Raw genomic sequence first — 24,571 nt, 5'->3', positions numbered from 1 at the left:
ATACCGTGAGGAAGAAGGTCATCTTTCGCGGCGTCGCGCTGCCGTACCTGCTGCTCGTGCCGCAGTTGGCGGTGACGATCGTCTTCTTCTTCTGGCCCGCCGGCATGGCGGTCTGGCAGTCGACCCTGCGCCAGGACGCCTTCGGCCTGCGCACCGAGTTCGTCGCCTTCGAGAACTTCCTCGACCTGTTCGGGGATGCGCTCTACCTCAACGCCGCGTGGAACACCGTGATCTTCTCCTCCTCGGTGGCGGCGCTGGCGCTGGGGGCGGCGCTGTTCCTGGCGGTGCAGGCGGACAAGCACATCCGCGGCGCGGGTCTCTACAAGACGCTGCTGATCTGGCCCTATGCCGTCGCACCCGCGCTCGCGGCGGTGCTGTGGCTGTTCATCTTCCACCCTTCCATCGGGCTGGTGGGCCGCGCCTTCGGTGCCATCGGCATCGACTGGGACTACCGGGTGAACGGCGGGCAGGCCATGACGATGGTCGTGATCGCGGCGGCGTGGAAGCAGGTCTCCTACAACTTCATCTTCTTCCTGGCGGGGCTGCAGTCGATCCCGACCTCGGTGCTTGAGGCCGCCGCGATCGACGGGGCGCGGCCGTTCCGGCGCTTCTGGACGGTGATCTTCCCGCTGCTCTCGCCCACCGCCTTCTTCCTGCTGGTGGTGAACCTGGTCTACGCCTTCTTCGACACCTTCGGCGTCATCCACGCCCTGACGCGCGGCGGCCCGGGCAACGCGACCGAGACGTTGATCTACAAGGTCTATGTCGACGGCGTGCAGAACCTCAACTTCGGCTCCTCAGCGGCGCAATCGGTGATCCTGATGGTCATCGTCATCGCGCTCACGGCGATCCAGTTCCGCTTCATCGAGCGCCGGGTGCACTACTGATGCCCACCGCGACCATCGACGTCGAGGCGCTGGCCGCCGCCTCCCGCCGCCGCAAGGCGCGGGAGCGGTTCCTCACGCACCTGGCCCTCATCCTCGGCATCGCGGTCTTCGCGCTGCCGATCTGGATCACCATCGTGGGGTCGACCCACGATACTGACACGATCGGGCGCGGCGACGTGCCCCTGCTGCCGGGCACGGAGGCCATCCACAACTACACGACCGCCTGGTTCCAGGGCGGCGGCGGGCGCAACACCTTCGCCGTGCCGGCCAGCACCATGCTGTGGAACAGCCTCATCATGGCGATCCTGATCGCGGTGGGGAAGATCGCGATCTCCCTGCTCTCGGCCTTCGCGGTGGTGTTCTTCTCCTTCCCGCTGCGCATGGTGTTCTTCTGGATGATCTTCATCACCCTGATGCTGCCGGTCGAGGTGCGCATCATCCCGACCTTCCAGGTGATGACCGATCTCGGCCTGATCGACACCATGACCGGGCTGACGCTGCCGCTGATCGCATCCGCCACGGCAACGCTGCTGTTCCGCCAGTTCTTCCTCACCATCCCGGACGAGTATGTCGAGGCGGCGAAGGTCGACGGCGCCGGCCCGCTGCGCTTCTTCAAGGACGTGGTGCTGCCGCTATCGACCACCAATATCGCGGCGCTCTTCGTCATCCTCTTCATCTATGGCTGGAACCAGTATCTCTGGCCGCTGCTGATGGTGTCGAACCGCGACCTCGAGACGGTCATCGTCGGCCTGACCAAGATGATCGGCATCGGCGACACGCAGAACGAGTGGAACCTGATCATGACCACGGCGGTCTTCGCCCTGCTGCCGCCGGTCGCCGTCGTGGTGCTGATGCAGCGCTGGTTCATCAAGGGCCTGACCGAGACGGAGAAATAGGCGCGTGGCGAGTCTCGACATCAAGGGCGTGCAGAAATCCTTCGGCGCCACGCGCGTGCTGCACGGCATCGACCTCGCCATCGCGGATGGCGAGATGGTCGTCATCGTCGGCGCCTCGGGCTGCGGCAAGTCGACCCTGCTGCGCATCGTCGCGGGTCTCGAGACGCCGACCTCGGGCCAGGTGATGATCGACGGGCTCGACGTCACGCCGCTCGAGCCCGCGGACCGGGACATCGCGATGGTCTTCCAGACCTACGCGCTCTATCCGCACATGACCGTCTTCGACAACATGGCCTACGGGCTGAAGATCCGCGGCCTGCCGAAGGCCGAGATCCGCCAGCGCGTGCAGGAAGCCGCCGAACTGCTGTCGATCGGCCAGCTGCTGGAACGCAAGCCGCGGCAGCTCTCGGGCGGGCAGCGCCAGCGCGTCGCCATGGGCCGGGCGATCGTGCGGCACCCGAAGCTGTTCCTCTTCGACGAGCCGCTGTCCAACCTCGACGCCAAGCTGCGCGTGCAGATGCGCGCGGAGATCCGCCGGCTCCAGAAGCGCCTGGCCGTCACATCCCTGTTCGTGACGCACGACCAGGTCGAGGCGATGACCCTCGGCGACCGCCTGGTGGTGATGCATGAAGGGCGCGCCGCGCAGGTCGGCACGCCGATGGAGGTTTGGTCCAAGCCGGCGGACACCTACGTCGCCTCCTTCATCGGCAGCCCGGCGATGAACTTCCTGCCCGCGACGCTGGTGGATGGCGGCGCGGCGGCGCGGCTGTCGGGCGGGACGGTCTGGCGCTTCACCGACGGCGCGCGGCCGGGTGGGGAGGGGCGTCCGGTCACGATCGGCATCCGCCCCGAGCACCTGCAGCAGGTCGGTGCGGATGGGCTTGCGCTGACGGTCGAGCTCGCCGAGCCGCTCGGCTCGGAGACCGTGCTCCATGGCCGTCTTGCGGATGGCACGGCGCTCACGGCTCGCGTGCCGGGCGTGGCCGGGCAGGAGGGCGTGGCGCTCGCGCCGGAACCCGGTGCGCTGCATGTCTTCGACGCCGAGACGGGCCGGCGCATCGACCCGGGGCATTGACGCGCGCGCGTGCTTTCGCCCTATGTGCGGATGAACGCGGGCGCTGACCCGCCGGGAGGAACATTCGTATGAACCGTCGTCACGTCCTCGGTCTCGGCGCCGCCGGCGCGCTCGCGCCTTTCGCCTCGCAGGCCCAGACGTCCGCCTGGCCGACCCAGCCCACCCGAATGGTGATCCCGTTTGCCGCTGGCGGGCCGACCGACGTGGTTGGCCGCCTGATCGCCGATCGCATGAGCGAGTTCCTGCCCCAGCGCGTGGTGGTCGAGAACCGCACCGGCTCGGGCGTGGTGATCGGCAGCGAGGTCGTCGCGAAGGCGCCGAAGGATGGCAGCGTCGTGCTCTACACCACGATCGCCCATGCGGTGCTGCGCGCACTCTTCCCGCGCCTGCCCTTCGATCCGATCGCGGATTTCGCACCCGTCGCGCTGTGCGGGCAGATTCCGATGATCATGCTGGTGCATCCTTCGCTGGGCGTGTCGAACGCGCAGGAATTGTTCGCCCTGCTGCGCGCCAATCCGGGGAAGTACGACTATGCCTCCTCGGGCAATGGCGGCGCGGTGCATCTCGCGACCGAGCTGCTGTGGCACGAGGCCGGAGGGCTGCGCGTGAACCATGTGCCCTATCGCGGGTCGAGCGCGGCGATGGCGGACGTGCTCTCGGGCCGCATCCCGATCATCATGGACGTGGCCGCCGGCGCGCTGCCCTACCTCGCGCGCGGGGAACTGCGCGGCATCGGCATCTCGGACATGCAGCGGTCCCCGGTGGCGCCGAACGTGCCGACCTTCAACGAGCAGGGCGTGCGCAACTTCGTCGCGTACACCTGGCACATGATCCTGGTGCCCTCTGGCACGCCGGCGCCGATCATCCAGGCGATCAACGCCGCGACCAACCGCGTGATGTCGCAGGAACTGGTGCGCAACCGGCTCCGCGACCTCACGATGAACGTCGTTTCCGACAGCACGCCGGACAGCGCCAAGGCCTTCCTCGACGCCGAGATCGCCAAGTGGGAGCCGATCATCCGCAGCGCCGGCATCACCGCGAACGGATGACGACGGCAAGGTGGTTCCGGACGCGGTGTAACCCGTTGTTACACCTCGGTTGACCGGGCCGGACGCATCGTCCATGCGTCCGGCCTTCGGGAGAAGCCACATGAATCGTCGTCATCTGCTGGGCCTCGGCGCTGCCGCGGCCCTGACCCCCGTTGCAGCCCGCGCACAGGCCTGGCCGACGCAGCCCGTCCGCCTCGTCGTGCCCTTCGCCGCCGGCGGGCCAACCGATATTCCGGCGCGTCTCTTCGCCGACGAGATCTCCAAGATCCTGCCGCAGCGCATGATCGTGGAGAACCGCACCGGCGCGGGCGTGGTGGTCGGCACCGACGCCGTCGCCAAGGCGCCGAAGGACGGGCAGACGCTGCTCTACACCACGGTCGCGCATTCGGTGCTGCGCCCGCTGTTTCCGCGCCTGCCCTTCGATCCGGTGGCGGACTTCGCGCCCGTCTCGCTGATCGGCGTGATCCCGATGGTGATCACGGTGAACAAGGACTTCCCGGCGCGCACGCTGCAGGAACTGATCGCGAAGCTGCGCGCCGAACCCGGCAAGCACGACTACGCCAGCAGCGGCAATGGCGGGGCGCTGCACCTTGCGACCGAGCTGCTGCTGCGCCGCGCCAATGTGCGTGCGAACCATGTCCCCTATCGCGGCACGGCGGCGGCGATGCCGGACGTTCTGAACGGTTCCGTGCCGATCATCGTCGACGTCGCGACCACCGCGCTGCCCTTCGTGCAGCGGGGCGAGACGCGCGCCCTCGCCGTGATGGACAGCCAGCGCCTGCCGCAGCTGCCCAACGTGCCGACCACGGCCGAGGCCGGCTTCCCGGGCCTCGAGGCCTATACCTGGCACATGGTGCTCGCGCCCTCGGGCACGCCGACGGCGATCCTCGACCAGGCGGCGGGCGTCTTCGGCCGCGTGGCGAAGGAGGCCTCGGTGCGCACGCGCCTCGGCGACCTCGCGATGCGCATCGTCGACGACCAGTCGCCGGCCTATGCGAAGTCCTGGCTCGAGGCGGAGCGCACCAAGTGGGAGGCGATCATCCAGGAAGCCGGCATCCGCGCCGACTGATCCGGACAGGCCTGCGCGGGGATCGCCCGCGCAGGCTGCCGCGCCTGTGGCCTAGATGTCGCTGCTATGGAGGTTGTCCCTCCGGGGCTGAGGTTGGAGGCTGTGGTTGCCACACCTTCAACGACCAAGCCGGAGCCCCGGATGGACGCCCATGAGAATGCGCGCACCACGCCGCATAGTCGAATGCTGATGGTCGATCGGCTGGAGGCGGGCTGGACGGTGGCCGCCGTGGCGGCGGCGATGGGCACCACGCCGCGCACCGTGCGCAAGTGGCGTGACCGCTTTGCCGTCGATGGCGACGCCGGCCTGCGTGACCGCTCCTCCCGCCCGCATCGCAGCCCGGCGCGACTGTCCGCAACTGCACAGGCCGAGATCGCGGCGCTGCGGCGCCGGCGCCTATCCGGCCCCGCCATCGCCCGCCAGCTCGGGCGGCCGGTCTCCTCCGTCGGCGTCGCGCTGCGCCGTCTCGGCCTTGGCCGCCTCGCCGCTCTCGACCCGCCCCGCCAGGTCATCCGCTACGAGCGCGAGCGGCCGGGCGAGCTGATCCATATCGACATCAAGAAGCTCGGCCGTATCGAGGGCATCGGCCACCGCATCACCGGCGACCGCACCGGCCAGAGCAGCCGGCGCGGCCGCGGCGAGGGGCTGGGCTGGGAGTATCTCCACGTCGCCATCGATGACGCCTCGCGGCTCGCCTACACCGCGCTGATGCCCGACGAGAAGAAGGAGAGCGCCGTCCGCTTCCTCGAGGACGCGCTGGCCTGGTTCGGCGCCCATGGCGTCGGCGTCGAGCGCGTCATGACCGACAACGGCTCCGCCTTCAAAAGCAAACTGTTCGCCGCCGCCCTGCAGAGAAGCGGCCTCAAGCACAAGCGTACCCGGCCCTACACGCCTCGCACCAACGGCAAGGCCGAGCGGTTCATCCAGACCTCACTGCGGGAATGGGCCTACGCCATGCCCTTCCACAGCTCCGCCGAGCGCGCCCGCGCCATGCCCGCCTGGCTCTGCCACTACAACAGCCTCAGGCCCCACTCCGCCCTCGGCGGAAAGCCGCCCGTCAGCCGATTAGTCAGGGACAACCTCCTTGGCAGCGACACCTAGAGCCGTTTCCGTGCGCCTGCGCTCACGGCAACGTCTCTAGCCCGCTATTTGCGCGAGCATATTCACCCGATCAGGTGATTCCACCTGATCGGGATCTGCTCTAGGCGCCCAGTTGCGGGCGCAGCTGCGCCACCGCCGCCTGCGCCGGGAACACCGTGACCTGGCGCCCGCCCTGCCACTGCAGCAGGAAGGGCTTCGCGCGCGTGTTCTGGCCCTTCTCGTCGAAGCGCACGCCCCAACCGGTCGGCGTGGTGCCCTCCGCGACGTCGGCCGCCATCATTGCGTTGCGGATGCGGTCCTTGTCCGCCGCGCCCGCGCGCTGCACGGCATCGAGGCAAACGCGCGCGCCGAAATAGTTGGCGAGGGAATGCCCCGAGCGCGGTTCGGAGCCATAGCGGCGCTTGTAGGCCTCGACGAAAGCGGCGGCGCCGGGGGCGTAGTCCTCGTTCACCGCGAACTGGGTGAAGTCGACGTTCATCACGCCCTCGAAGGCGGGGCCGACGGCGCGGGCCGTGTCGGTCAGCGAATAGCCCGCGCCCGATCCGATCACCATGCGCGGTTTCCAGCCCGCCTCCTGCATGCCGCGGAAGAACAGCACGATGTCGTTCTGGTAGCCGGTGTGCAGCACGATGTCGGCCGAGACGCCGCGCAGCCGCTGCACCACGGAGGACAGGTCCACCGATCGCGCGGCATAGGCGATCTTCTCGACCAGGTTCAGCCCGCGGGCGCGCAGGTGCGCCTCCTGGAAGGCCGCGACGGTCTGACCGTAGAGCGCTTCCTCGTGCAGGATGGCGATCCGGAGCGAAGCCGGATCGACGGCGAAGGCCGGCGCCAGCGCATCCACCAGGCCGCCTACCGTGGCCGCGCCGAAATCGGACGCGCGCGGGCAGGTGCGGAAGACGTAGCGGAAGCCGCGCTCGGTGATCGGGTCCGAGATCGCGCCCATCTCGAAATAGGGAACGCCCTGCAGCTCGGCCACCTGCGTCGCGGCGAAGGCGAGGGGCGAGGCATAGGTGCCTAAGACCGCGGTGACGCGCTCGGCGCCGATCAGGCGGCGCGCCTCGGCGATCGCCTGGTTCTGGTCGACCGCATCGCCCTTGGCGAGGCGGACCTGCCGGTTCAGCACGCCGCCATTCGCGTTGCGTTCCTCCACCGCCATTTCGAGGCCGCGGAAGGATTCGTCGCCGAGAAGAGCGAGGCTGCCGGAGAAGGGATAGAGCGCGCCGAGCCGGACCTCGTTGCCCTGCGCCGAGCCGATGCGTGGCGCGGCGGCCGCGCCGGCAAGGCCCGCGAGGAGCGGTCGGCGGCGAACGGCAGTCATGGACCTCCTCCGGGCAGGCGCTTGGCGCGAATGTTCTGCGCCATCGTCCGGCATGGCAACCCTGCCGCCCGCCTTGACGCCCGGCCGCGCGGGGGCGAATGGTCCGGTCGGAAGACACGGGGAAACGCGAGCATGGCCACGCTGCCGACCGAGATGACCTACATCGCCCATGGCGCGGGCGGCGGGCCCGAGGTGCTGGTCCCCGCGCGCGGCCCGGTGCCCCAGCCTAAGCCCGACGAGGTGCTGATCCGCGTCATGGTGACGGGCGTGAACCGTCCGGACGTGCAGCAGCGCAGCGGGTCCTACCCGCCGCCGCCGGGCGCGAGCCCAATCATTGGCCTGGAATGCGCGGGTGAGGTGGTCGCCGTCGGCGCCGCCGTCACGCGCTACAAGGCCGGCGACCGCGTCTGCGCGCTGACCAATGGCGGGGCCTACGCCGAATACTGCGCCGCACCCGAGGCTCAGACGCTGCCCTGGCCCGCCGGCTACGACGCGGCCCGCGCCGCCGCCCTGCCCGAGACCTACTTCACCGTCTGGGCCAACCTCTTCGGCCATGGCCGGATGCAGGCGGGCGAGACGGTGCTGGTCCATGGCGGCACCTCCGGCATCGGCGTCACCGCGATCCAGCTGGCCAAGGCCTTCGGCGCGAAGGTGTTCGCCACTGCCGGCACGGATGCGAAATGCGAGGCCTGCCGCCGCTTCGGCGCCGACGTCGCCATCAACTACAAGACCCAGGACTTCGCCGAGGAGGTGAAGCGCCTGACCGAGGGCAAGGGCGTCGACGTCATCCTCGACATGGTCGGCGCGGCCTATTTCCAGCGGAACCTGCGCAGCCTCGGCTGGGATGGGCGGCTGGTGCTGATCGCCTTCCTCGGCGGCCACCAGGGCGATGCGGTGGATCTGCGTCCGATCATGCTGAAGCGCCTGACCGTGACCGGCAGCACCATGCGCCCGCGCACCACGGTGCAGAAAGGCGAACTCGCCGCGGCACTCGAGGCCAAGGTCTGGCCGCTGCTCGCCAAGGGCCAGTGCGGGCCGGAGATCTACCGCACCTTCCCGTTGGCCGAGGCCGCCGAGGCGCATCGCCTGATGGAGAGCAGCGAGCACATCGGCAAGATCATGCTGAAGGTCGCGGACTGACCATGGCCGCGGCGACGCATGCCGGCCGCGTCGCGATCGTCACCGGTGCGGGGCGCGGCATCGGCGCGGCCATCGCGGCCGAGCTCGCCGCGCGCGGGGCGAAGGTTGCCGCGCTGGAAGCTGATCCGGCGCTGGCGCGGCAGGCCGGCGCTATCCTCTGCGACGTCGCCGACCGCGCCTCCGTGGACGCCGCCTGCACGCGCGTCGAGGCCGAGCTTGGCCCCGTCGACATCCTGGTGAACAACGCGGGCATCAGTCCCAAGCATGACGGCAGGGCCGCGCCGGCCTTCGAGATGGACCCGGCGGAATGGGACCGGGTGCTGGCGGTGAACCTCACCGGGGCCTGGAACCTGGTCCGCCGCCTGACGCCGGGGATGGTCGCGCAGCGCTGGGGGCGGATCGTCAACCAGTCCTCGATCGCCGGGAAGGCGTTCACGCCGATCGTCGGCTGCCACTACGCGGCGACCAAGGCGGCGCTGATCGGCCTGACGCGCCACCTGGCGGGGGAACTCGGCCCGCACGGCATCACGGTGAATGCCATCGCGCCCGGGCGCATCGCGACGCCGATGGTCGCCATGGCGGGCGGGGCGACCAACGCGGCCGTGGTGGCCGAGACGCCACTGCGCCGCCTCGGCACGCCAGAGGAAGTGGCGCGCGCCGCCTGCTTCCTGACCGGACCCGATGCGGAGTTCGTGACCGGCCAGACGATCGACGTCGCCGGCGGCTGGATGATGACGTGATCGAGGGGAGCCGAACGCGATGTTCGACCTGAAGGGCAAGGTGGCGCTGCTGACCGGCGCGAATGGCGGCATCCCGCGGGCCACCGCGGCGCTGTTCCGCAGCCTTGGCGCGCATCTCCTGCTGACGGACCTCGATCCCGCGGCCCTCGAGGAGTTCGCGAAGTCGCTGCCCGAGGCCGAGGCGCGCATCCTGACCGCCCGCGTGGACGTGACCAACCGCGAGGAGGTGGACGAGGCCGTCGCGCTGGCCGGTCGGGAGTTCGGCGGCATCGACATCCTCGTCACCGGGGCCGGGCTCTATGTCGAGCAGCCGGTCACCGAGATGTCGGACGAGGATTGGCGCCTGACCCTCGGCGTGAACCTCGACGGCGTCTTCTATGCCTGCCGCGCGGCGATGCCGGTGATCCGCCATGGCGGGTCGATCGTGAACATCGCCTCCATGGCCGGCCATCGTGGTTCCGTGCGGCATGCGCATTACGCGGCCTGCAAGGCGGCGGTGCTCGGCTTCACGCGCTCGCTCGTGCATGAGCTCAGCCCGCGCGGCATCCGCGCCAACTGCGTCTCCCCCGGCATCATCGCGACGCCGATGACCGAGGGCGTCATGGCGAGCAACGGCGCGGCGCTGATCGCCAATACCCCGATGCGCCGCTTCGGTTCGCCCGACGAGGTCGCCTCGGTCATCGCCTTCCTCGCCTCTGACGCCGCCGCCTTCGTCACGGGGGAGACGATCCACATCAATGGCGGCCTCTACATGGATTGAGGCGTGTTCCTCGCACTCCTCGCCGTCGCGGCGCTGCTGGCCGTGCTCGTCGCGCGCCTGCCGCGCGGGGGCGCGCGCGCCTTCGCGGCGGGCGGGGCGGTGCTGGCGCTGGCCGGGGCTGCGCTGACCAGGCTGCGCGGGGGCGCGCTGCCCGGCCACGGTCCGCGCCGCTGGCACAATCCTTCCTGACCGATCGGAGCCGGCCACCGTGAACCTCCATCGCCTGCTGCTTCAGCGCGCCGCCGAGGGCCGCCCCATCCGCATCGCCCAGATCGGGGCGGGCAAGTTCGGCTCGATGTTCCTGCACCAGGCGCGCCGCACGCCGGGGATGCATGTGCTCGCCATCGCCGATCTCTCGATCCCGCGCGCCCGTTCGGCGCTCGCCCGCGTGCACTGGCCGGACGGGTCCTACGATGCGCCCGACCTCGACACGGCGATGCGCGACGGCAGCACGCACCTCACGCAGGATGCCATGGCGCTGATCGCCGATCCGCGCGTCGAGGTGGTGGTGGAATGCACCGGCCACCCGGAAGCCGGGCTGCGACACGCCCGCGCCGCCATCGCCCATGGCAAGCATGTCGTGATGGTGAACGTGGAGGCCGATGTCCTCGCCGGCCCGCTGCTGGCGCGGGAGGCCGCCAAGGCCGGCGTTGTCTATTCCATGGCCTATGGCGACCAGCCGGCGCTGGTCTGCGAGATGGTCGACACGCTGCGCGCCGGCGGCTTCACCGTCATCGCCGCGGGCAAGGGCACGAAGTACCTGCCGCATTTCCACGCCAGCACGCCGGCGACGGTCTGGGGCTTCTACGGCCTCACCGAGGAGCAGGCGCAGGCCGGCGGGATGAACCCGCAGATGTTCAACTCCTTCCTCGACGGCACGAAGTCGGGGATCGAGATGGCGGCGATCGCCAACGCCACCGGCCTCGCGCCGCCCGAGGACGGCCTGGCCTTCCCGCCGGCCGGCACCTCGGAGCTGCACACGATCCTGCGCCCGCACGACGAAGGTGGGGTCCTGCCGCACAAGGGGATGGTCGAGGTCGTCTCCTCCGTTCGCCGCGACGGGTCCGAGATCCCGGACAACCTGCGCTGGGGCGTCTATGCGGTGTTCGAGGGCGAGACCGAATACGCCCGTCGCTGCTTCACCGAATACGGCGTCGCGACGGATCCCTCGGGCCGCTACGCGGCGCTGTGGCGGCCCTATCACTTCATCGGGCTCGAACTCGGCGTCTCGGTCGCTTCCGCCGCGCTGCGGCGCGAACCCACCGGCAGTTCCGACAGCTGGAGCGGTGACGTCGTCGCGGTGGCCAAGCGCGCGCTGAAGGCAGGCGAGGTGCTGGACGGGGAGGGCGGCGCCTGTGCCTGGGGCAAATGCGTCCCGGCGGCACGCTCGCGCGCGCTCGACGCGCTGCCGATTGGCCTCGCGCACGGCATCCGCCTCGTGCGCGACGTGGCGGAGGGCGCGACCATCACGACGGCCGATGCGCCGCCCGATCCTGCGCAGGACGCCGTGCGCATCCGCGCCGAGATGGTCGCAGCCTTCGGTTGAATTGCGCGGCGCGGTGACCTTCCGGAAAGGCGGGTATGGGATCAGAATGATCCCAGGGCCGCGCGCCGGTTCGTGCTCCGCAGGTTTCGGGATTCGTCGCTGATCGTCATGCGCCAGGCCTTCCATCTCCTGATCGTGGCGATCCTGCTGTTCGGCGGCGCCTGGCCCGTGACCAAGGCCGCGCTCGCCCATGCGACGCCGATGTGGTTCGCGGTCGGCCGGGCGGGGCTCGCGGCGCTGGTCTCGGCGCTGCTGCTGGCGGCGCTGGGGCGGCTGCACCTGCCGCGGCGGCGGGACATGCCCTCGGTGGTCGCGCTCGGCCTGCTGCAGCTCGGCGCCTTCTTCGTGCTGGCGCACGCCGCCGTCGCACTGGTGCAGGCGGGGCGCACGGCGATCATCTCGGCCGTCGTCACCTATTGGCTGATCCCGCTTTCGGTCGTCTTCCTCGGCGAGAAGGTGCCGCCGCATCGCTGGATCGCGGCGGGGCTCGGGCTCGCGGGCGTCGCGGCGCTGGCCGGGCCCTGGGCGGTCGACTGGACGGACCATGACGAGCTGGTCGGGCACCTGATGCTGGTCGCGGCGGCGCTGTTCTGGTCGCTCGCCATCGTCACCACGCGCAAATGGCCGCCGGCCTCGCCGGTCTTCGAATTGCTGCCGTGGTGCTTCGGCCTGGCGACGCTGCTGATCCTGCCCTTCGCCCTGGTGCTCGAACCGCAGGGCGGCATCTTCGGGCCGTCCTGGCCCTTCATGCTCTACATCGGGCTGATCGTCGCACCGATCGGGACCTGGTGCGTGATCGAGGTGGGCCGGCGGCTGCCCGGCGCCGTCGCCTCGGTCGCCTTCCTGCTGGTGCCGGCCTTCGGCGTGCTGGTCAGCACGCTCTGGCTGGGCGAGCCGCTGGGCTGGGACATGCTGCTCGGCGGCGGGCTGATCGTCGCCTCGGTCGTGCTAGCCTCGCGGTCATGAGGCTCGCGGTCACCGAGGCGGGGGAGGGCCCGCCGCTGCTGCTCCTGCACGGGCTGTTCGGCTCGGGGCAGAACTGGGGCGCGATCCGCCGGGCGCTGGCGCCGCGCTTCCGCGTCCTGACGCCCGACCTGCGGAACCACGGCGCGTCTCCGCGCGCGGCGGAGATGACCTACGCCGCCATGGCCGCCGACATCGCCGAGACGATGGACGCCGCGGGCGTCGGGCGCGCCGCGGTGCTCGGCCATTCGATGGGCGGCAAGGCGGCGATGGCCTTCGCCCTGTCGCATCCGCAGCGGGTCGAGCGCCTCGTTGTCGCCGACATCGCGCCCATTCGCTACAAGCCGTCGCTGCGCGCCTATGTCGCCGCCATGCAGGCCCTGCCGCTGGGCGCGGGCCTTGCGCGCAAGGAGGCCGACGCCGCCCTGGCCGCCTCCATCCCCGAGGCCGGCATCCGCGCCTTCCTGCTGCAGAACCTGCGCTTCGAGGCGGATCCCCCGGAATGGCGCATCGGCCTGGCCGAGATCGCGGCCGCCATGCCCGAGATCGAGGATTTCGCCGCCCCGCCCGGCGCGCGCTACGACGGCCCGGTGCTGGTCATTGCGGGCGAGCGGTCGCCCTATATCCGCGCCGAGCACCATGCGCTGTTCCGCGCGCTGTTTCCCGCCGCGCGCTTCGCCACGGTGCCCGCGGCCGGCCACTGGGTCCATGCGGAGAACCCGGCGGGCTTCCTCGCGCTGCTCGAACCCTTCCTGGCGGAATCCGCCTAGGCGCCGAGCTCCACCAGGGTGATTTCCGGCGGCACGCCGAAGCGCACGGGGAAGGTGCTCACGCCGAGCCCGCCCGAGACCACCAGGTCGCGCCCCTCCTCCCGCACATGCCCCCAGGCATAGCGGTTGCCGTAGAGCGAGGGCACCACCGGCGACCAGCCCATCACCCTGACCTGCCCGCCATGGGTGTGGCCCGAGAAGGTCACGCCGACGCGCCCCGGCAAGGTCGTGAAGGTGTCGGGCTCGTGGGCCATCAGCAGCAGCGGCGCATCGCCCGTCACCTGGCCGAGCAGCTTCGGCAGGTCGTCCGCGCCGTGGCGCACCGCATAGGCCCAGGAGGAATCGAGCCCGCCCAGCAGCACCGGCCCGGCGCGCACCACGTCGTTCTGCAGCACCTGGATGCCCGAAGCCTCGAGCGCCCGCCCGATCGAGGGCAGGCTGGTGCGGTGGCGGACGGCGTCGCGGTCCTCCCACCAATCGTGGTTGCCGAGGACGGCATGCACGCCGAGCGGCGCCCGCAGCGCGCCGAGCCGGCGCGCGACGTCCTCATGCGGGATCTCGCGGGTCACGTAGCGGGTGGACGGGCCGTAGTCGCCCAACAGCAGAATCAGGTCGGGGCGCAGGGTGTTGGCGGCGGCGACGATGTGCTCGATCCGGGCCTCGTCCATCACGGGGGCGCCGGCATGGAGGTCGGCCAGGACGACCACCCGCAGCCGCAACCCTGCCGGCCAGTTCGATGGCAGGAAGGCATGCCGCTCGACGGCGAGGCGCAGATACGGCTCGACGCCCAGCGCATAGGCCGCGCTGCCCGTTCCCGTCGCCATCGTCGCACCCAGGCCCGCAAGCAGGCCCCGTCGGGACATCATCCGAACCGCTCCATCGAGGAGCCCGGCATCATGCCCCGGAAGATGGCGGGGCTGGGGCGATGCCTGCCCTCAGATCGCCTTGGGCTGGCGGAACCGCCCTTCCTTCGCCAGGTCCGCGGCGCGCCACAGATACCACGAAGCGGTGGTCCGGTAGGGGGCCCAGGCCTCGCCGATTTCGGCGAGCGCACGGGGCTTGGGCTGTTCGGCCAGGCCCGCGGCGACGCGGTAGCCCTCCCGCACCCCGAAATCGTCCACGGGCAGCACATCGGGCCGGCCGAGGGTGAACATCAGCATCATCTCGACGGTCCAGCGCCCGACGCCGCGCAGGGTGACGAGGCGCTCGATCAGTTCCTCGTCGGTCAGGCGTCGGGCCTCGGTGCGGGTCGGGACGGCGCCGGCGGCCGCCTTCTCGGCGATGTCACGGATCGCGAGGACCTTGTTTGCGGACAGCCCACAGGCCCGCATCGCCTCGGGGGTCAGGGCGAGGACCGCCTCAGGAGAGGGAAAGCCAGCGCATTCGCAACGGCCGAGGAAGCGCCCGAGGATCGCCTCCGCCGCGCGGCCATGGACCTGCTGGTGGGCGATGGCACGGACCAGCGCCTCATAGGGCTGGCGCCGCGCCGGCTTCATGGTGAAGGGCCCGACCTGGCGGATCACGCCCTTCAGCACGGGGTCACGCCGGAGGTGCCGCAGCGCCTCCGGCGTGCCGAGGCTCACCGGAACACCATCTGCGGCAGCGCGAGGGTGATCGCCGGGACGTAGGTGATGACCATGAGGCAGGCGAAGACCACGGCGATGAAGATGCCGAGGTACTTCATCATCTGGTCGATGCTGCAGCCGGCCACCTGCGCCGCGGCGAAGAGGTTCACGCCGAAGGGCGGCGTGATCATGCCCAGCGCCAGGTTCACCACCATGATGGTGCCGAAATGCACCCCGTCGATGCCGAGCTTCTGCGCCGCGTCGGACAGGATCGGCGCCAGCACGATGATGGAGGCCGAAGTCTCCACGAACATGCCGACGACGAAGAGGAACAGGTTCACCACCAGCAGGTACATGCTCGGCGAGTCGAAGGAGGTCGCGAGCCATTCCGCCGCCGCATCCGGCACGCCCTGGCGGTTCAGCAGCCAGGAGAACAGCGCCGCGCAGGCGATGATGAACATGATGACGGCCGAGGAGATCACCGACTTGCGGAAGATCGGGAAGAGGTCCCGCAGCTCGATCTCGCGATGGAGGAACATGCCGACGATCAGGGCGTAGACCACCGCGACGACGGATGCCTCGGTCGGCGTGGTGATGCCGCCATAGATGCCGCCCAGCACGATGACCGGCATGACCAGCGCAAAGCTCGCCTGACGGGTCGCGGCCAGGAAGGGCAGGCGGTTCTCGCCGTCCTGCTTGCCCCAGCCCATGACGCGGCACCAGATCAGCACGGTCGCGATCAGCCCGCCGCCGATCACGAAGCCCGGGCCGAAGCCCGCGATGAACAGCTCCGGGATCGAGGTCTGGGTGGTGACGCCGTACAGGATCATCGGGATGGAGGGCGGGATGATCACGCCTAGTTCCGCCGCCGTCGCCTGCAGCGCCGCGGCGAAGCCGACCGGATAGCCCGCCTTCACCAGCGCAGGGATCATGATCGCGCCGATCGCGAAAGTGGTCGCGACCGAGGATCCGCTGATCGCGGCGAAGATCATGCAGGTGACGACGCAGGTCGCGGGCAGGCCGCCCTGGACGCCGCCCACGATGGAGCGGGCGAATTCCACCAGTCGGCGGGAGATGCCGCCGACATCCATCAGGTTGCCCGCCAGGATGAAGAACGGGATGGCGGCGAGGGGGAACTTGTCGAGCGCGACGAAGAGCTGCTGCGCCGCGACGATTAGCGGGAAGGAGGTGAAGCCGGCGATGCCGACCACCGCCGCGATGCCGATCGCCACCGCGACCGGGATGCTGGCCGCGAACAGCACCAGCATCGCCGTGAGCATGGTCCCGCTCATACCGCGGCCTCCAGTTCCTCGGAGCGTCGGTCGAGGAAATGCGCGACCACGCCGACCATCGCGAAGACCGCCCCGATTGGGATGGCCGCATAGCCCCAGGACATCGAGACCTCGAGCCCCGCCATTTCCTGGAACTGCACCCGTTCGGCCATCATCCAGCCGAACCAGAACATGATGCCGAGCATCGAGAGCGAGGCCGCGAGCGCCGAAGCCTCGAGCGCGCGGCGCATCGCCCCGGACGAATAGCGATGCGCGACGTCGATCGAGACCAGCGCGCCCGCGCGCAGCGCCACCGCGATGCCGAGGAAGGCCATCCAGATCAGCGCCGTGCGCACCAGCGCCTCGGACCAGACGGAGGGGGTCTCGGTGGCGAAGCGCGCCACCACCTGCCAGCCCCCGGCGAAGACCGCGACGGTCAGGGCGAGGCTCGCCAGCAGCGCCGCGATCGCCGTGGTGTAGCGGTCGGCCGTCAGGATGGCCCGGCGGAGGCCGGCGCGCGCCCCATCCCCCGACGCGGCCCAGAGCGCCACCGCGACGGTCAGGAGCGTCGCCCCGACCGTCACCTGCAGCGGCAGCACGTTCATCGCATTCATCGAGTCCCCCGTAGTCGAGAGGAGGGCGGCCGTCGCCGGCCGGCCGCCCCGTCAGGTCAGTGCCGGATCAGTTCGGGCGCCAGTCCCGGATGCGCCGCAGCGTCGCGGCGTCGAGGGTGCGTTCCCATTCGGCGAAGGCCGGCGCGAGCGCGGCCTGGAAGGCGGCGGTGTCGACCTCGGTCACCACGGTCATGCCGCGGCGGCGGAGCTCCTCGACGCCGGCGTCGTCGTCGGCGGTCACGCGGGCGCGGTTGGCAGCCTGGGCCTCGCGCGCGGCCTGCTGGAACAGGGCGCGGTCGGCCTGGCTCAGGCGCCCCACGGTCTGCGGATTGCAGATCATCACCTGCGGCGAATAGACGTGCCGCGTCATGGTCATGTAGCGCTGCACCTGGTTCAGGTTGTTCGCCACGATGACCGAGATCGGGTTCTCCTGCCCGTCGACCGTGCCCTGCTGCAGGGCCGGGACGAGCTCGGAGAAGGCCATCGGCGTCGGCAGGGCGCCGAGCGTGGTGAAGGCCCGCATGTGGACCTGGTTCTCCATGGTGCGGATCTTCAGCCCGCGCAGGTCGGCGGGGTTGTGGATCTCGCGCCGCGAGTTGGTCATGTTGCGGAAGCCGTTCTCGATCCAGATCACGCCGACCAGGCCGCGCGCGGGGAAGCGCGCGAGCACCTGCTGGCCGATCTCGGAATCGAGCACGCCGCGGGCGTGGGTGGCGTCGCGGAACAGGAAGGGGACGTCGAAGATGCGGACCTCGGGGACGAAGTTCCCGACCGGGCCCGTCGAGGTGAAGGTGCAGTCGATCGTGCCGATCTGCACGCTCTCGATCATCTCGCGCTCATTGTCGTTGCGCTGGGCGACGACCTTGTAGCGACCGTTGGTCAGGCGCTCGAAGGCGCTGGCGAAGGTCGAGGCGCCGACGCCGGTATGGCTGTTGGCGGGCAGGGCGTGCTGCACGGTGATCTGGGTCTGCGCCAGCGCCGGGGTGGTGGCGAGCGGGGCGGCGAGGGCGGCCGCGAGCGCGAGCCGTCGGGTCAGGGTCATTCCGTGATTTCCTCCATGTTGGACTTTGACCGGCACATAGCCGGGCGCCGGAGCCGCTGGCAAATCGGCCAGCGGCGCGGCGCCCGGGGGTGCTCTGTTCTTGGGCGGATGCCGAAGTCCTGGCCGTCAGGCCAGGGTCAGTTCGGGCGCCAGTCCCGGATGCGGCGCAGCGTCGCGCCGTCCAGCTCACGCTCGTACTGGGCGAAGGCGGCGGCCAGCGCCTGCTGGAAGGCGGCGGTGTCGACCTGCGTCACCACCTGCATGCCGCGCCGGCGCAGTTCCTCGATGCCCGAATTCTCGTCCGCCGTCACCTTGTCCCGGTTCGCCTGCTGGGCGGCGCGGGCGGCCTCCATGAAGGCGGCGCGGTCGGCGGCGGACAGGCGCTGCATCATCGCCGGGTTGCAGATCAGGATGGCCGGCGAATAGACGTGCCCGGTCAGCGTCAGGTAGCGCTGCACCTGGTTGAGGTTGTTCGCCACGATCACCGGGATCGGGTTCTCCTGCCCGTCCACCGTGCCCTGCTGCAGGGCAGGGACGAGCTCGGAGAAGGCCATCGGCGTCGGCAGGGCGCCGAGCGTCGAGAAGGCGCGCATGTGCACCTGGTTCTCCATCGTGCGGACCTTGAGGCCGCGCACGTCGGAGGGCGCATTCACCTCGCGCCGCGAATTGGTCAGGTGGCGGAAGCCGTTCTCGAGCCAGATCACGCCGACCAGCCCGCGCGGCTGGAACTGGCCCAGCAGCTGCTGGCCGATGTCGGAATCGAGCACGCCGCGGGCATGGGCGTAGTCACGGAACAGGAACGGCACGTCGAGCACGCGGACGGCCGGGACGAAGTTGCCGACCGGGCCGGTGGAGCCGAGGTAGCATTCGACCGTGCCGATCTGCACGCTCTCGACGATCTCGCGCTCGTTGTCGTTGCGCTGGATGTTGACGCGGAAGCGGCCGCCGGTCGCACGCTCGAAGGACTCCTTCAGGGCGGCGGCGCCGGCGCCGTAATGGCTCGAGGAGGGTAGGGGGTGCTGCAGGGTAATGGTGGTCTGGGCGACCGCGGGCGCCGCGGCAAGCCCGACGACGGCCAGCGCGGCAAGGGCCGCGCGACGGGTCAGCGTCATGGATCGATCCTCTCTGAACCGGGCGGCGTCCCGTGCCCCCCGGCGTCGGCCCCTCATAGTGGGTTTCCGCCCGGGCGGAAATCGGGGCTTTGCAACGGCCCGCCCCGGGGGGGGCAGGCCGGCCGCGGTCAGTGCGGCGGCGCGTCGGCGGCGTGGTGCGGGGCCGGGATGGGCAGGCCGAGGTTCAGCACCTGGTTGGCGTTCTGCATCCCCTCGTACATCAGCTCGACGCCGATCCAGGCGATCAGGGCGACGCCGACATAGGCGATGATCTTGAAGCGATCGAGCAGCCGGGCGAGCAGGCCGCCAAGCAGGCCCATCAGGATGATCGAGATGGTCAGGCCGATCACGAGCATCGTCAGGTCGTTGCGCGCCACCGCCGCGACGGCCAGCACGTTGTCGAGGCTCATGGACACGTCGGCGATGACGATCTGCCACAGCGCGGCGGCGAGGGTCTTCTCCTTCGCCTCGCCTTCCTCCTCGCCTTCCTCCTCGCCGTGCGAGCGGAGTTCCTTCCAGAAGCCCCAGGCGATGTAGAGCAGCGCCGCGCCGCCCAGGAAGGCGATCCACCACAGGCTGAGCAGGTAGGTCGCGAAGATCGAGAAGATCACGCGCAGCACCGCCGCTGCGATGATGCCGAACAGGACCGCCTTGCTGCGCAGGTGGGCCGGCAGGCCGGCGGCCGCCATGCCGATCACAACCGCATTGTCACCCGACAGGATGACGTTCAGCCAAAGGATCTCGAGAAAACGCGGCGCAGCCGCGATCAGGCCTTCCATGGAGCACTCCCGGCATTGCCCCCGACGGGGCAAGATTCTGCGCGGACGCTAGCCATGAAAGGCGACACGGCAAGTTTCATCCGTGCAATCTGTTGTCCATGCAGCGTCGGGTTCAATCGGGCCGGATGCCGCTTTCCTGCGCGATGCGCGACCAGCGCTGCGCGTCCTCGTTCAGCCAGGGCTGCAGTTGCGCCGAGGGAATGACCAGCGGCTCGGTGAAGTTCGCACGCAGGCGGGTGAGCATGGTCGCGTCCATCGACTTCTCGAACGCGTCCTGCAGCCGCGCGAGGATCGGCTGCGGCACGCGGGCGGGCGCGAGCACCCCGTTCCAGACACTGAGGTGATAGCCGCGCACGCCCGATTCCTCGAGCGTCGGGATGTCGGCCAGCGATTCGATCCGCCGGTTCATCGTGATGGCGAGCCCCTTCACCGTTCCCTGCTTGATGTGCGGGCCCGAGGTCGCCGAGGCGTCGAACAGCAGGTCGAGATCCCCCGCGATCATCGCCGCGACGGCCGGCGAGGACCCGCGATAGGGCACGTGCACCACGTCCAGGCCTGCCATGCGGCACAGCATCACCTGCGACATGTGGGAGGAGGAGCCGTTGCCGACGGACCCGAACAGGATCTTGCCCGGCTCGGCCTTCATGCGCGCGATCGCTTCCTGCGCATTGGCCGGGTTCCAGCGGCGCGGGTTGCAGATCATGACGTTCGGCATGTCGGCCATCATGCCGACGCCCACCAGGTCGCGCCGCGGATCGAAGGAGGCGTCGGGATACAGGATGGGGTTCACCCCCTGCGTCGCCATGGTGCCGAGCAGCATGGTGTAGCCGTCCGGTTCCGCCTGCGCGACGACCTTGGCGCCGATGTTGCCGCCGGCGCCGGGACGGTTCTCGACCACCACGGGCTGGCCGATGTGGCGGCTCATCGCCTCGGCGGCGAGGCGCCCCATGATGTCGGTCACCCCACCCGGCGGATAGGGCACGACGATGCGCAGCGGCTTGTTCGGGAAGGCGCCCTGCGCGCGCACCGATGGCGCGGCAAGAAGCGTGGCGGCGGCGCCGAGCGCGGCGCGGCGGGTGAGGATGGCCATCTGTTCCTCCCGGGAACGATCTTCGTTGCCCGGCAGCGTGGCCGCCCGCCCGGCGGGTGGCAAGCCCCGCATCAGTGCAGCAGCGCGACCGTCACCCAGCCGACCGCAACGACGGCGGCCATCGAGGGCACCAGCAGCCGCCACACCTCGCGCGGGCGCGTTCCATCCGCGAGCAGGCCGCACACCATCGCGGTCACCCCGAAGGACATGCCAGCCCCTGCCGCGCCGGCGAAGTTGTGCACGCCGGGGGCCAGCAGCGGCGGCAGCCCGGCGGCGAGGCCGAGCGCCTTCTGCACCGGCATCAGCGCCGCGTTCGATCCGACATTGCTGCCCGTGACCATGCCACCCGCCAATCCGAGCACCGGCACGGCATAGGGCGCCGCCGCGCCGAGAGCATTCGCCGCGGCGGTAGCGAGCGCCCCCGTCGCACCGCTGCCCGCCATCCAGCGCGCGAGCAGCACGTAGAGCAGCAGCACCGCCGCCGGCCGTGCCGCGCGCCGCAGCGCGCCCATCGCCCGCGCCCCGCCGTCGCGCCGCTGCAGCAGCAGTCCCGCCGAGACGACCAGCAGCACCACCGCGACATGGGTGACCGGAAACGCCGGCAGCGTCGCGTAGGGATGGAAGGCCGGCGGGTTCGGCACGGCGCGCGCCGCGAGCAGCGCGATCGTCAGGGCCAGGTAGGGCCCCAGCGCGCGCGCCGCCCGCCGCCAGCCGGCGGCATCGCGCGGCGGGTCGGACAGCCACAGCGCCACCAGCAGAGGCACGCCGGAGGCGAGGATGCCCAGCACCTCGAAGGGCAGCACGCGGTGGCCAAGCACGAGGATCGCACCCATGGCGGCGAGCATCGTCATCTGTGCGAGCCGCTCGCCCGGTGGCACCGGCACGCCGGCGGCGGCCGACAGCCGCCAACAGACCGGCCCGAGCAGCAGCACCCAGGCCGCATTCGGCCAGGCGGTCAGCGCCGCGATATCCTGCGCCGGCACGCCGAGCAGCGCCGCGCCGAGCGACGTGCCCGGCCCCAACCCGCCCCAGGGGATCATGCACAGCGCGAGCAGCGCGAGCGCGGCCGCCGGCGGCCCCTTGAGCCCCATACCCCGCAATGCTGCCAGGGCGAACACCGCGCCGACGGCGAAGCCGGTCACGCTCTCCATGAAGACGCCCATCAGCAGCGTCGCGGTGAAGATGCCGCGCGCGGTCGGCGCCTGCATCGCGCCCGGTTCGCCGCGGCCTTCCACCGCCGCGTGGAACAGCAGCCCTCCGGCGACGACCGCGATGGGCTGCAAGGCGAGGAAGACGCCGCGTAGCGCCTCCTCGGCGAGGAAGTTCGCGAAGCCCGTGCCCGCGGGCAGCGAGACGAAGGCGGCCGGCAGCGTCGCGACGAGTGCGGCCAGCACCGCGGCAAGCGGCCCGGCGCGGCCGGACAGCAGCAACCCCAGCAGCAGCAGCAGCGGGGCCGATTGGAGAAGGAGGGTCACGCCTCCAGCACGAAGGTCTTGCCGACCGCCCCCGGCACGACGACGGCCTCGCCATAGGCGCGCTCGAGCGCATTCAACGCGCGCCAGCCCGTGCAATGGGAGGGGAACATCCAGCGCAGGCCGAAGGTGCCGAGATCCGCGACCGTCTGCGGAATGATGCGCTCGTTGATGCCGGAGAGGTGGAAGCCGCCCATCGCGGCGAGCAGCCGAATCTCGGGCATCAGCCGCTTCGCCTCGTGCAGCACGTTGACGATGCCGCAATGCGAGCAGGCGGAGAAGACGATCAGGCCCTTGCCGCGCAGGTGGACGGCCACGAAGCGCTCGTCGCCGAGCCATTCGTCGGGCTGCCAGGGCGCGGATTCCGAGTCGCGCGCGACCTGGCCGGGCAGGCCGACCTCGTAGTCGGTGACGCGGGGGATCTCGCCGCTGACCAGCACATGGCCGGCGATGACGGCGGGTTCGCGCGAGACCTGCGGATCGGCGCCCATCGCTGCCCATTCGGCCGGCGCCGGCACGCGGTCCATCGGCATCACGCCGCCATCGGGCTGGCGGCCGCCGCGTTCGCGGAACATGCCGGGATGCAGGTGCAGCGGCACGGTCCGGCCGCCATTCGCCGCGCGCACCATCTCGATGGCCTTCGGGATGCCGCCCGCATGGTCCCAATGGCCGTGGGAGAGGACGATCGCCTCGATCGCGCCGAAATCGACGCCGAGGCGCGGCCCGTTGCGCTCGACCGCGTAGTCGACAGGGCCGCCGTCGAACAGCACGCTGCGCCGTTCGCCATCGGCTTCGACGGTGATCACGAGCGACAGGCCGTGATTGGCGCAGCACAGCGATCCACCGGCGGTCCGCTTCATCCCCTTCTGCTGCAGGCGGACCCATTCGCGCGTGACGAAGGGTGGCGTCGTGGACAGACTGTCCGTGACGTTGTCCACCAGCGTCGTTATCTCGATCCGATCCACCGGCCGAGGTGCCTGCATGCCCGCGTTCCTTCCCGAACCCTACGCAGCCTATGGCAGCAACCTGTGGCACGACCAGATGCGCCGGCGCTGCCCTGATGCGGTCGTGGCGGGCAGCTTGATTCTGACAGGCTGGCGGCTGGTGCTGCGGAAGTTCGCGCTGATCGAGCGCGATGCGGCCGCGGCCTGCCCGGTCGGGCTGTGGCGCGTCACCCAGGCGGATCTCGAGGCGCTCGACCGCTACGAGGGCCCGCACACCTACCGGCGGTCGCGACTCCGCCTGCCCGATGGCACCGAGGCCTGGACCTATGACGAGATCGTCCATCGCCCCGGCCCGCCGGCGGCGGAATACGTGCAGCGCCTGCGGAACGGCTATCGCGACTTCGGCTTCGACATGGCGGTGCTCGCTGCGGCCGTCGCCGCCTCGGGGTACCGCGAGGACGGCTAGCGCCGTCGTGCCTCCGCGACCGTGATGACGACGGCGCCGGCGAGGATCACCGCCGCGCCGAGCCAGGTCCAGCCATCCGGCACCTCCCCGAAGATCGCCCAGCCGAAGGCCGCGACGACGATCAGCCGCAGGTACTGGAAGGGGGCGATGGCGGATGCCTCCCCGTGGCGATAGGCGCTGGTGATCAGCCAGATGATCCCTGGCGCGAAGCCCGCGACGGCGAGCAGCATGGCGATCTGCCCGAGGCCGAGCGGCACCCAGGCCATCGCCGCGAAGGGCGCCGAGCCCAGCGTCGTCACCAGCCCGACCCAGGCCATGATGGTGGTGTTCCGCTCGCTCTGCGCCAGCACGCGGGAGGACAGCGTGATGCCGCACCAGGTCACCGCCGAGGCGACGGCGAGCGCGACGCCGACCCCCGAGACCGTCGTCCCCGGCCGCAGCATCACCGCGACGCCGACGAAGCCCGCGATGGTCCCCGCCCAGCGCCAGCGATCCACCTTCTCCCCCAGCACCGGCCCGGCGAGCAGCGTGGTGAACATCACGTTGGTGAAGGACAGCACCGTCGCGGTGGCGAGGTCGAGCGGCCCGAAGGAGGCATAGTAGAAGCCCCAGGTCAGCAGGCTCGAGGCGCCGCGCAGCAGGTGCAGCGGCGCGCGCTGGGTGCGGAAGACCGCGAGGCCGCTGGCGGCGATGATCGGGGCGACCCAGAACAACTGCCCCAGCGAGCGCGCGAAGACCTGGACCTCGACCGGGATGCCATGCGCGGTCATCCAGCGGATGGCCAGCGCCTCTGCCGCGAAGAGCACGGCCGCCGCGGCCATCAGCGCCCCGCCGCGGAGGTTCCCCGAAACGCCCTGCTGCATTGACGGCGGCCACCTCCGGCGTAGCGTGGTCGAGAT

At 70.7% G+C, this 24,571-nt stretch carries 26 protein-coding genes; 14 read left to right on the top strand and 12 right to left on the bottom strand.

The annotated features are described in order from the left end of the window. Positions 1–5 precede the first annotated feature (5 nt). From ugpA to GWK15_RS04410, 6 genes are all read left to right on the top strand, one after another. A complete protein-coding gene (gene ugpA, locus GWK15_RS04435; protein ID WP_168039433.1) occupies positions 6–887 on the top strand; it encodes a sn-glycerol-3-phosphate ABC transporter permease UgpA in 882 nt (293 codons plus the stop codon). Beyond that, positions 887–1,783 (top strand): sn-glycerol-3-phosphate ABC transporter permease UgpE, encoded by an 897-nt coding sequence (gene ugpE, locus GWK15_RS04430; RefSeq protein WP_168039431.1) that lies wholly within the window; start codon positions 887–889, stop codon positions 1,781–1,783. Before ugpA ends, ugpE begins: the two co-directional genes overlap by 1 nt. 4 nt (positions 1,784–1,787) lie before the next feature. Further along, positions 1,788–2,858 carry a sn-glycerol-3-phosphate ABC transporter ATP-binding protein UgpC gene (locus GWK15_RS04425; RefSeq protein WP_168039429.1) on the top strand — a complete coding sequence of 357 codons (1,071 nt, stop codon included), beginning with the start codon at positions 1,788–1,790 and terminating at the stop codon, positions 2,856–2,858. Between the two features lie 68 nt (positions 2,859–2,926). After that, positions 2,927–3,907: a Bug family tripartite tricarboxylate transporter substrate binding protein gene (locus GWK15_RS04420; protein WP_168039427.1), complete on the top strand. Its 981-nt coding sequence runs from the start codon at positions 2,927–2,929 to the stop codon at positions 3,905–3,907. A gap of 100 nt (positions 3,908–4,007) precedes the next feature. After that, complete coding sequence (locus tag GWK15_RS04415; RefSeq protein WP_168039425.1) at positions 4,008–4,976, top strand: Bug family tripartite tricarboxylate transporter substrate binding protein; 969 nt, start codon at positions 4,008–4,010, stop codon at positions 4,974–4,976. A gap of 141 nt (positions 4,977–5,117) precedes the next feature. Beyond that, the gene (locus GWK15_RS04410) at positions 5,118–6,077 is read left to right on the top strand and encodes an IS481 family transposase (protein ID WP_168039423.1); all 960 of its coding nucleotides are present in this window, start codon (positions 5,118–5,120) and stop codon (positions 6,075–6,077) included. Between the two features lie 100 nt (positions 6,078–6,177). Here GWK15_RS04410 and GWK15_RS04405 read toward each other — a convergent pair whose 3' ends face one another. Next, a complete protein-coding gene (locus tag GWK15_RS04405; RefSeq protein ID WP_168039421.1) occupies positions 6,178–7,398 on the bottom strand; it encodes an ABC transporter substrate-binding protein in 1,221 nt (406 codons plus the stop codon). A gap of 132 nt (positions 7,399–7,530) precedes the next feature. Here GWK15_RS04405 and GWK15_RS04400 point away from each other — a divergent pair, with 132 nt between their 5' ends. The 7 genes from GWK15_RS04400 (at position 7,531) to GWK15_RS04370 (ending at position 13,317) form a co-directional block, all read left to right on the top strand. Then, entirely contained in the window at positions 7,531–8,538 is a 1,008-nt protein-coding gene (locus GWK15_RS04400; protein ID WP_168039419.1) for an NAD(P)H-quinone oxidoreductase, read from the top strand. A 2-nt stretch (positions 8,539–8,540) separates the two neighbouring features. Then, a complete protein-coding gene (locus GWK15_RS04395; protein WP_168039417.1) occupies positions 8,541–9,278 on the top strand; it encodes an SDR family oxidoreductase in 738 nt (245 codons plus the stop codon). A gap of 19 nt (positions 9,279–9,297) precedes the next feature. Further along, a complete protein-coding gene (locus GWK15_RS04390) occupies positions 9,298–10,038 on the top strand; it encodes an SDR family NAD(P)-dependent oxidoreductase (RefSeq protein ID WP_168039415.1) in 741 nt (246 codons plus the stop codon). A 3-nt stretch (positions 10,039–10,041) separates the two neighbouring features. Beyond that, positions 10,042–10,227, top strand: a complete 186-nt coding sequence (locus GWK15_RS04385; RefSeq protein WP_168039413.1) for a hypothetical protein — start codon at positions 10,042–10,044, stop codon at positions 10,225–10,227. Positions 10,228–10,246: 19 nt separating this feature from the next. Beyond that, on the top strand, positions 10,247–11,584 hold the full coding sequence (locus GWK15_RS04380; protein WP_168039412.1) for a Gfo/Idh/MocA family oxidoreductase: 1,338 nt from the start codon (positions 10,247–10,249) through the stop codon (positions 11,582–11,584). 108 nt (positions 11,585–11,692) lie between these two features. Continuing rightward, on the top strand, positions 11,693–12,550 hold the full coding sequence (locus GWK15_RS04375; RefSeq protein WP_168039410.1) for a DMT family transporter: 858 nt from the start codon (positions 11,693–11,695) through the stop codon (positions 12,548–12,550). Then, a complete protein-coding gene (locus GWK15_RS04370; RefSeq protein ID WP_168039408.1) occupies positions 12,547–13,317 on the top strand; it encodes an alpha/beta fold hydrolase in 771 nt (256 codons plus the stop codon). Before GWK15_RS04375 ends, GWK15_RS04370 begins: the two co-directional genes overlap by 4 nt. Here GWK15_RS04370 and GWK15_RS04365 read toward each other — a convergent pair. The 10 genes from GWK15_RS04365 to GWK15_RS04320 all read right to left on the bottom strand — a co-directional run bounded on the left by GWK15_RS04365 (position 13,314) and on the right by GWK15_RS04320 (position 23,245). Then, positions 13,314–14,183, bottom strand: coding sequence for a metallophosphoesterase (locus GWK15_RS04365; protein ID WP_168039406.1), 870 nt, complete (start codon positions 14,181–14,183; stop codon positions 13,314–13,316). The genes GWK15_RS04370 and GWK15_RS04365 overlap by 4 nt on opposite strands. Positions 14,184–14,252: 69 nt before the next feature. Then, positions 14,253–14,900, bottom strand: coding sequence for a DNA-3-methyladenine glycosylase family protein (locus GWK15_RS04360; RefSeq protein ID WP_338147186.1), 648 nt, complete (start codon positions 14,898–14,900; stop codon positions 14,253–14,255). Further along, positions 14,897–16,174: a TRAP transporter large permease gene (locus GWK15_RS04355; RefSeq protein ID WP_168039404.1), complete on the bottom strand. Its 1,278-nt coding sequence runs from the start codon at positions 16,172–16,174 to the stop codon at positions 14,897–14,899. Before GWK15_RS04355 ends, GWK15_RS04360 begins: the two co-directional genes overlap by 4 nt. Further along, positions 16,171–16,767 (bottom strand): TRAP transporter small permease, encoded by a 597-nt coding sequence (locus GWK15_RS04350; RefSeq protein WP_245211398.1) that lies wholly within the window; start codon positions 16,765–16,767, stop codon positions 16,171–16,173. Before GWK15_RS04350 ends, GWK15_RS04355 begins: the two co-directional genes overlap by 4 nt. Before the next feature lie 67 nt (positions 16,768–16,834). After that, positions 16,835–17,809, bottom strand: coding sequence for a DctP family TRAP transporter solute-binding subunit (locus GWK15_RS04345; RefSeq protein WP_168039402.1), 975 nt, complete (start codon positions 17,807–17,809; stop codon positions 16,835–16,837). 137 nt (positions 17,810–17,946) lie between these two features. After that, positions 17,947–18,921: a DctP family TRAP transporter solute-binding subunit gene (locus tag GWK15_RS04340; protein ID WP_168039400.1), complete on the bottom strand. Its 975-nt coding sequence runs from the start codon at positions 18,919–18,921 to the stop codon at positions 17,947–17,949. 128 nt (positions 18,922–19,049) lie between these two features. Continuing rightward, positions 19,050–19,700 carry a YjbE family putative metal transport protein gene (locus GWK15_RS04335; protein ID WP_168039398.1) on the bottom strand — a complete coding sequence of 217 codons (651 nt, stop codon included), beginning with the start codon at positions 19,698–19,700 and terminating at the stop codon, positions 19,050–19,052. A 112-nt stretch (positions 19,701–19,812) separates the two neighbouring features. Continuing rightward, positions 19,813–20,790 carry a Bug family tripartite tricarboxylate transporter substrate binding protein gene (locus tag GWK15_RS04330; protein ID WP_168039396.1) on the bottom strand — a complete coding sequence of 326 codons (978 nt, stop codon included), beginning with the start codon at positions 20,788–20,790 and terminating at the stop codon, positions 19,813–19,815. Positions 20,791–20,861: 71 nt separating this feature from the next. Further along, entirely contained in the window at positions 20,862–22,265 is a 1,404-nt protein-coding gene (locus tag GWK15_RS26520; protein WP_168039394.1) for an L-lactate permease, read from the bottom strand. Further along, entirely contained in the window at positions 22,262–23,245 is a 984-nt protein-coding gene (locus GWK15_RS04320; RefSeq protein ID WP_168039392.1) for an MBL fold metallo-hydrolase, read from the bottom strand. The genes GWK15_RS26520 and GWK15_RS04320 overlap by 4 nt, the downstream gene beginning before the upstream one ends. Here GWK15_RS04320 and GWK15_RS04315 point away from each other — a divergent pair. Then, a complete protein-coding gene (locus GWK15_RS04315; RefSeq protein WP_168039390.1) occupies positions 23,244–23,672 on the top strand; it encodes a gamma-glutamylcyclotransferase family protein in 429 nt (142 codons plus the stop codon). The two genes, GWK15_RS04320 and GWK15_RS04315, sit on opposite strands and share 2 nt — an antisense overlap. On the opposite strand, the gene GWK15_RS04310 is transcribed toward GWK15_RS04315, so the two are convergent. Next, entirely contained in the window at positions 23,669–24,535 is an 867-nt protein-coding gene (locus GWK15_RS04310; protein WP_245211397.1) for a DMT family transporter, read from the bottom strand. The genes GWK15_RS04315 and GWK15_RS04310 overlap by 4 nt on opposite strands. Between the last annotated feature and the right edge of the window lie 36 nt (positions 24,536–24,571).

Source organism: Neoroseomonas oryzicola (assembly GCF_012163135.1).
GTDB lineage: Bacteria > Pseudomonadota > Alphaproteobacteria > Acetobacterales > Acetobacteraceae > Neoroseomonas > Neoroseomonas oryzicola.
Note: the sequence above shows the minus strand (reverse complement) of the source record. Positions and strands in the feature narration are given on the sequence as shown.

Excerpts from the sequence above, each read along its gene's own strand:
- GWK15_RS04355 (WP_168039404.1), bottom strand. The coding sequence starts at position 16,174 with ATGAGCGGGACCATGCTCACGGCGATGCTGGTGCTGTTCGCGGCCAGC.
- GWK15_RS04335 (WP_168039398.1), bottom strand. The coding sequence starts at position 19,700 with ATGGAAGGCCTGATCGCGGCTGCGCCGCGTTTTCTCGAGATCCTTTGG.
- GWK15_RS04320 (WP_168039392.1), bottom strand. The coding sequence starts at position 23,245 with ATGCAGGCACCTCGGCCGGTGGATCGGATCGAGATAACGACGCTGGTG.
- GWK15_RS04365 (WP_168039406.1), bottom strand. The coding sequence starts at position 14,183 with ATGATGTCCCGACGGGGCCTGCTTGCGGGCCTGGGTGCGACGATGGCG.
- GWK15_RS04350 (WP_245211398.1), bottom strand. The coding sequence starts at position 16,767 with ATGAATGCGATGAACGTGCTGCCGCTGCAGGTGACGGTCGGGGCGACG.
- ugpE (WP_168039431.1), top strand. The coding sequence starts at position 887 with ATGCCCACCGCGACCATCGACGTCGAGGCGCTGGCCGCCGCCTCCCGC.
- GWK15_RS04330 (WP_168039396.1), bottom strand. The coding sequence starts at position 20,790 with ATGGCCATCCTCACCCGCCGCGCCGCGCTCGGCGCCGCCGCCACGCTT.
- GWK15_RS04390 (WP_168039415.1), top strand. The coding sequence starts at position 9,298 with ATGTTCGACCTGAAGGGCAAGGTGGCGCTGCTGACCGGCGCGAATGGC.
- GWK15_RS04400 (WP_168039419.1), top strand. The coding sequence starts at position 7,531 with ATGGCCACGCTGCCGACCGAGATGACCTACATCGCCCATGGCGCGGGC.
- GWK15_RS04410 (WP_168039423.1), top strand. The coding sequence starts at position 5,118 with ATGGACGCCCATGAGAATGCGCGCACCACGCCGCATAGTCGAATGCTG.
- GWK15_RS04340 (WP_168039400.1), bottom strand. The coding sequence starts at position 18,921 with ATGACGCTGACCCGTCGCGCGGCCCTTGCCGCGCTGGCCGTCGTCGGG.
- GWK15_RS04345 (WP_168039402.1), bottom strand. The coding sequence starts at position 17,809 with ATGACCCTGACCCGACGGCTCGCGCTCGCGGCCGCCCTCGCCGCCCCG.
- GWK15_RS04405 (WP_168039421.1), bottom strand. The coding sequence starts at position 7,398 with ATGACTGCCGTTCGCCGCCGACCGCTCCTCGCGGGCCTTGCCGGCGCG.
- GWK15_RS04375 (WP_168039410.1), top strand. The coding sequence starts at position 11,693 with ATGCGCCAGGCCTTCCATCTCCTGATCGTGGCGATCCTGCTGTTCGGC.
- GWK15_RS04315 (WP_168039390.1), top strand. The coding sequence starts at position 23,244 with ATGCCCGCGTTCCTTCCCGAACCCTACGCAGCCTATGGCAGCAACCTG.
- GWK15_RS04415 (WP_168039425.1), top strand. The coding sequence starts at position 4,008 with ATGAATCGTCGTCATCTGCTGGGCCTCGGCGCTGCCGCGGCCCTGACC.
- GWK15_RS04395 (WP_168039417.1), top strand. The coding sequence starts at position 8,541 with ATGGCCGCGGCGACGCATGCCGGCCGCGTCGCGATCGTCACCGGTGCG.
- GWK15_RS04420 (WP_168039427.1), top strand. The coding sequence starts at position 2,927 with ATGAACCGTCGTCACGTCCTCGGTCTCGGCGCCGCCGGCGCGCTCGCG.
- GWK15_RS04310 (WP_245211397.1), bottom strand. The coding sequence starts at position 24,535 with ATGCAGCAGGGCGTTTCGGGGAACCTCCGCGGCGGGGCGCTGATGGCC.
- GWK15_RS04370 (WP_168039408.1), top strand. The coding sequence starts at position 12,547 with ATGAGGCTCGCGGTCACCGAGGCGGGGGAGGGCCCGCCGCTGCTGCTC.